Consider the following 5,037-nt stretch of genomic DNA (forward strand, 5'->3'; position numbering starts at 1 on the left):
AACCCAGTCATAACCTCACCCCGTATTTGCTAACGCAAACACACCCCTCTCCGTTGCTTTGGAGAGGGGTTGGGGGTAATGTTTAAAAATGTACTTCATGCAAAAGAGAACCGTTATATCCCATATTTCTGAATGAAATTTTGTACTTCTCTTTACTTTGAAAATTGACTCCAATCTGGCTGAGAAGTGCAAAATTCGGCGGATTATTCTTATGCTTCATCTACCCAATAAAGATAATATCGTTCACTATCCACCCAGCCTCTCTGAAAATCTTTGATTGGAACAATTTTCAAATCATTACGGTTGACATTCAGTTTCCTATTTAAAATCAGCAAAATTTTATTTTGCTCATATTGATTTTTGAGTAGAGAATTAATTTGGCTTAATATCTCAGCTTGTTCGACATCTTGACGACCGTTTTTAAATAGGGTAAAGCTTCCCATTTTTTGAATCTCAGGATAGTAAAGCTTTCGATTGAGATAACCCGATAAAGTAGCCATATTTGCATCTCGACTGGCAACAATAAACTCATTATTTAACCCAGCTTTTTGAATATATTGAACTGTTTCTCGACTGGCAGAAAATGGTACAATTAAATCTCTTGAAAAACTATAAATACCTCCCAAAAACTGGGCATAAAGAATTAGCATCAAAGCGATATAATGCCATTTTTGAACGAATATAATTGAATTTGGACGAACATAAAATTTATTGAGTATAACTGGAAATTCTTGATAATAACTTCCCAGCCATAAAGCCGCTATCAGAACTAAATAGAAATGTCCAAAATGCCGAGGCATACCTATAAATCTGAAGTATGTAAAGGCAAATATTACAGAATTACCTATAATGTAGAAAAACAATGTAACTGGCTTTTTAGATAATTTAATTAAGGTTAAAATTACAATTAAGATAGCAATCGTCGCACAAATAATTAAATCCAACCATTTTTTGTGTTGAGGAATAATTAATAAATAAGCACCAAATATTCTACTTATGCTTCTCAATAAATGACGGATATCTAATTTTGTTAGCCAACCATTATTTAACCCACCATGAAGATAACTATCTGTCGGAGGAGTAATAATATAAATGCATAAAATAAAAGAAAATATGATAATTACAATACTTAAAAATAAGTCGTATTTTTGGCTTTGAGTAAAATACTGCTGGCGATGTTCACTATCAAAACAAAATTCAGCTAGCAAAGTCAATGATAAAGAGAATGATACCAATAAACCATAAGCACTACTATTTGCTAGTAAACCCAAGAAAACTGCCAAATAAGTATAAGTTATTTTTCTGGATGAAAAAACTGTACAGAATGCAAAAATAAATAACATACTAAAGGCATAATTTCGAGAAATTAAAAGATATTCATAAAAAGGAAAGAAACCAAAAGAAAAAAGAAACTTTTGTTGATAGTTAAAAGGACTATATAGGCAAAACAGAGTAACCGAAACAACAGTAATTGCCAAATGAAAAATTTGCATAATAATAGGATTATCGAATATTTTTCTCAGAAGTTCCAGAGAAAAATACCATAGAACAGGATGACCTTCATAACGAATATTTGCAATTAAATCCCCTAAAGATTCACTATCTCTGACAATAAGCCAGGGATTTAGTTCATCTCGCCACATGGAATGGTTGAGAATACCTATTAAACCAAGAACGGAAAAAATAATGATAATAAACCAAGGAGAATGAAAAGGTAATCTCGAAGTATATGTGATGAGTTTCTTGTTTAGCATTGTTAGTTAAAAATCTTTCCAAAAATGCTATCACAATCTGAGACAAAACTTATTTATCAAAATATTATCTTGATTTTTTAACTATTTAGACGAATGGATTCTTCCTAATTTCTACTTATAATTTTCTGGCATACCTACTGGTGATAAACCCGCGATCGCTCGTAAGTTTTGGCAACGAATCAACTCGGTAAAATCTAAACTGGAGCGCCCTTCAATTTTGGCTAACGCTTCAATTGCAGATAACAAGTGCTGCGCTGCTTCAGTTTCTGAATAACCACGCCGTTGTGCTATACGAATTGCTGCTGCATCGGCATTTAATTCTGACTCTTGAGACTTATTAGTGCGCCAGATCCGAAAAGTGGCGATCGCACTTAATCCCCCAGCTACGGCTACACCCACCACATCTGATTGTGCTATTTCTAATAATCCGCCTAACAGCCCCGCCAGTACTACACCTTGATAAATGTCGGGTTTAAACCACTTCACCCCCGTCAACCAGCTGACCATCTGCAACAGCAGCAAGTCTCGTTGCGGCTTGGTCAGACGACGCCACAAATCGAAATTAATATATATCGGTCGCGCCTGATTCCAGGGTTGGGGAAAGGAGGCGTCAATCACTTTTGCTTGCTCTGGCTTACTAACGATTTTAGTCGTCATCCGACCAGAAGCAGGCATCACATCTAACAAACGACGAATTTCAACATTTGGCTCCATAAATTTAATTATTAGCCATAATGTACATGGTAATTAGTTTTGTAAAAAATATACTTTTCGTGTTAATCTTTGATGATAGTGTGGCGGGATTTTATAGTATCCGTTTCCCCCCAAGTTCAAAAACTCAAAGTTTTGAATAAACGTTGAGACTCCACTTTTAACTACATGGACGCTTTTGCTCCCATCCCGCCTGAATGGACGAATCAAGCAATACACGCTTATGAGTTTTGCTGTCCTAACTGCCGCTCAAGTAGCTTAGAAGCTGAAAAAGTTTGGCTAAATCGGCGATCGCCTGTACTTACAGAAGACCGTCGTCGCAAATGGCAAGAGTTTTACTACTGTCACTGTGGTACTGTATGGTGGGCTTGGAGTAGCGATCGCCCCCCAAAAGATATATCCAATCAGCAAGATTATAATCCTACATAGCTAACTTTCTTCCTAAACAAAACCCCACCTAAATGTGGGGTTTTGTTTATCTAATTGTCGGCTTTATTGAAACACGATTTAGGAGCCAAATTTCATCACCAATTTTAGAAGGTGAAGGTAGTACGTAGAGTACCTACATAAATTGTGTCGTTAGCGTCGTTATGCTCTGGATTGAAGATTACTAATACGCCAGGAGTTACCTGAATATTATCGGAAAGCTTGAACTTGTAAAGACCTTCTAAGTGATAAGAGGTATTGTCGTCTCGGTCAACATTGGTGGCGACATTTTTTATGCTGCCACCAGTAACTTTGGGTGGTTGACCAAAGATAACACCTAAGACGTTGCCTTCTCCACCAAAGTCTTTCAAAGCAAGCGATCCAGCCCAGTACCAAATATCTGCGTCTGCACCCGCATTAGTGCCATTCCTAGCATCAGCAGTTGTGTAACCTCCCCAACCACTAATAGCCAACGCAGAGCTAAGTTGGAAGGTAGCTTGTACACCGTAATTATTGGATTCGGTAGCAGTGTTATTCCCAAAGGGATTGTTGGCAAAAGCACTACCTGTACTTTGGAAAAGGTTATTGTTAACAGTATTGTTAACATTATTAGTTTGATAAGTGCGGGCGTAGGTTAGACCAATATTAAAAGCTTTGGTGGGTTGGAAAGATAACTGACCAAAGATGGCATTATCACCATCCAACAACCCATTATTCAGGGTAGGGTTATTAGCAGTCCTAGCTAAATAAGCACCACTCAAACTGATAGGGCCGCCAGGATTGAAAGTAACTGTCAAACCAGCGCCACCTTGACCTTGACGATATATGGGGCTGAAACGTCCAAAGCGAGAGAGAGCACCTCTACCAGAGCTAGCAAAGTCAGGGTTAAAGGTATTAACGTTTTCGTATAACTCACCACCACTAGCGTCAATCTTGACACGCAGTGCGTCATTAAAGTTGAAAGCATAGTTGATTTTATCGAATACAACGGAGTTGCCATTATCACCGTCAAAGCCCAAGCGGGTCATGCTGGTGCCAGTTATGTTGGGTCTGGGGCTAGTTGTTGATGTACTTCCAGCATCCAATTGAGCGATATTGCCAGCATTCAGACGGATTTGCAACTGATCTTTACCAGTGAAACTGCTGTACAAGTTCAAACGCACCCGGTCACTAAAAGTCGTGTTGGAATTCAAGTCGGTTCGGGCGGCTGTAGAACCTCCAGGAAGCGCTCTAGTGTCACCAAAAACATCAGACACATTGAAAATCGCTTCCCCAACCAACTTGGTAGTAGTGGAGAACTGATTAGCTTCCAACTCAGCAGTGCGGGCTTCTAATCCATCTACGCGACCGCGCAGGGTTGCTAGTTCAGCAGAATATTCTTCTTGTAAGCGCTGTAAAGTAGCCAGGTCTTGTTTAGTGACTAAATCGGCAGTAGCTGTAGCAATAAGTTCATTAACCCGGTCTAAACAGGCATTCAAACCTGCGGCAAATTCATAACGGGTCAAAGCACGGTTCCCACGATAGGTTGCGTTAGGATAACCTGCAATACAGCCGTAGCGCTCAACTAGAGATTGTAAAGCTTGGAATGCCCAATCTGTGGGCTGCACATCCGAAAATTGGGAAACTGATGTTACTTGACCGATGTTGTTAGACTTTTGAGCTTCAGATAACTGGGCAACATTTGTTATTTGTTCGTTGACTTCAGCAGCTACAGCGCTATTCGCAGCGAAAAATGCAGCAGCTAAGACAACCGGACTAACCTTACAAAGATTCCAGAATGCTTTTGTCATGTTATTACTCTCACTCACACCTAGATAATCCAGTGATGATAAAATGCTTAAAACACTTTACTTTCAGGAATTTTACACATAATCACGGTCATCATTATACCTTTATACTATGATAAATACAAGTCCTTTAATATGGTGCTCAACTATAATTTTGAATTAATTTATTTTGTAACCGCAAAATAATGCGGCGTTTGTGACGTAAAACTGTTCCTTCTTCCTCCAACTGTTGTAGGAGTCGGGTAACTGTTACTCGCGTCACAAACGCCGCATTATTTTGCGGTTACAAAATAAATTAATTCAAAATTATAGTTGAGCACCATATTAAAGGACTTGTATTTATCATAGTAGATCGAAAG

Annotated in this window: 4 protein-coding genes and 1 pseudogene; 1 reads left to right on the forward strand and 4 read right to left on the reverse strand. The window is 38.5% G+C overall.

The window, feature by feature from the left end; genetic code table 11:
* Nucleotides 1-209: 209 nt before the first annotated feature.
* Together LC574_RS26185 and LC574_RS26190 are read right to left on the reverse strand one after the other, a co-directional pair.
* Entirely contained in the window at nucleotides 210-1,754 is a 1,545-nt protein-coding gene (locus LC574_RS26185; RefSeq protein WP_229456451.1) for a hypothetical protein, read from the reverse strand.
* A gap of 111 nt (nucleotides 1,755-1,865) precedes the next feature.
* Nucleotides 1,866-2,468, reverse strand: a complete 603-nt coding sequence (locus tag LC574_RS26190; protein ID WP_229456452.1) for a DUF3318 domain-containing protein — start codon at nucleotides 2,466-2,468, stop codon at nucleotides 1,866-1,868.
* 165 nt (nucleotides 2,469-2,633) lie between these two features.
* Here LC574_RS26190 and LC574_RS26195 point away from each other — a divergent pair, with 165 nt between their 5' ends.
* Nucleotides 2,634-2,894 carry a hypothetical protein gene (locus LC574_RS26195; RefSeq protein WP_229456453.1) on the forward strand — a complete coding sequence of 87 codons (261 nt, stop codon included), beginning with the start codon at nucleotides 2,634-2,636 and terminating at the stop codon, nucleotides 2,892-2,894.
* 104 nt (nucleotides 2,895-2,998) lie between these two features.
* Here the strand turns inward: LC574_RS26195 and LC574_RS26200 are convergent, their stop codons facing one another.
* Together LC574_RS26200 and LC574_RS26205 are read right to left on the reverse strand one after the other, a co-directional pair.
* Nucleotides 2,999-4,681: an iron uptake porin gene (locus tag LC574_RS26200; protein ID WP_229456456.1), complete on the reverse strand. Its 1,683-nt coding sequence runs from the start codon at nucleotides 4,679-4,681 to the stop codon at nucleotides 2,999-3,001.
* 139 nt (nucleotides 4,682-4,820) lie between these two features.
* Nucleotides 4,821-4,937 (reverse strand): annotated as a pseudogene (locus LC574_RS26205) (Crp/Fnr family transcriptional regulator); the annotation flags it as partial.
* Nucleotides 4,938-5,037 lie beyond the last annotated feature (100 nt).

This window comes from Nostoc sp. CHAB 5715, from assembly GCF_020829685.1.
Lineage (GTDB): Bacteria > Cyanobacteriota > Cyanobacteriia > Cyanobacteriales > Nostocaceae > Nostoc.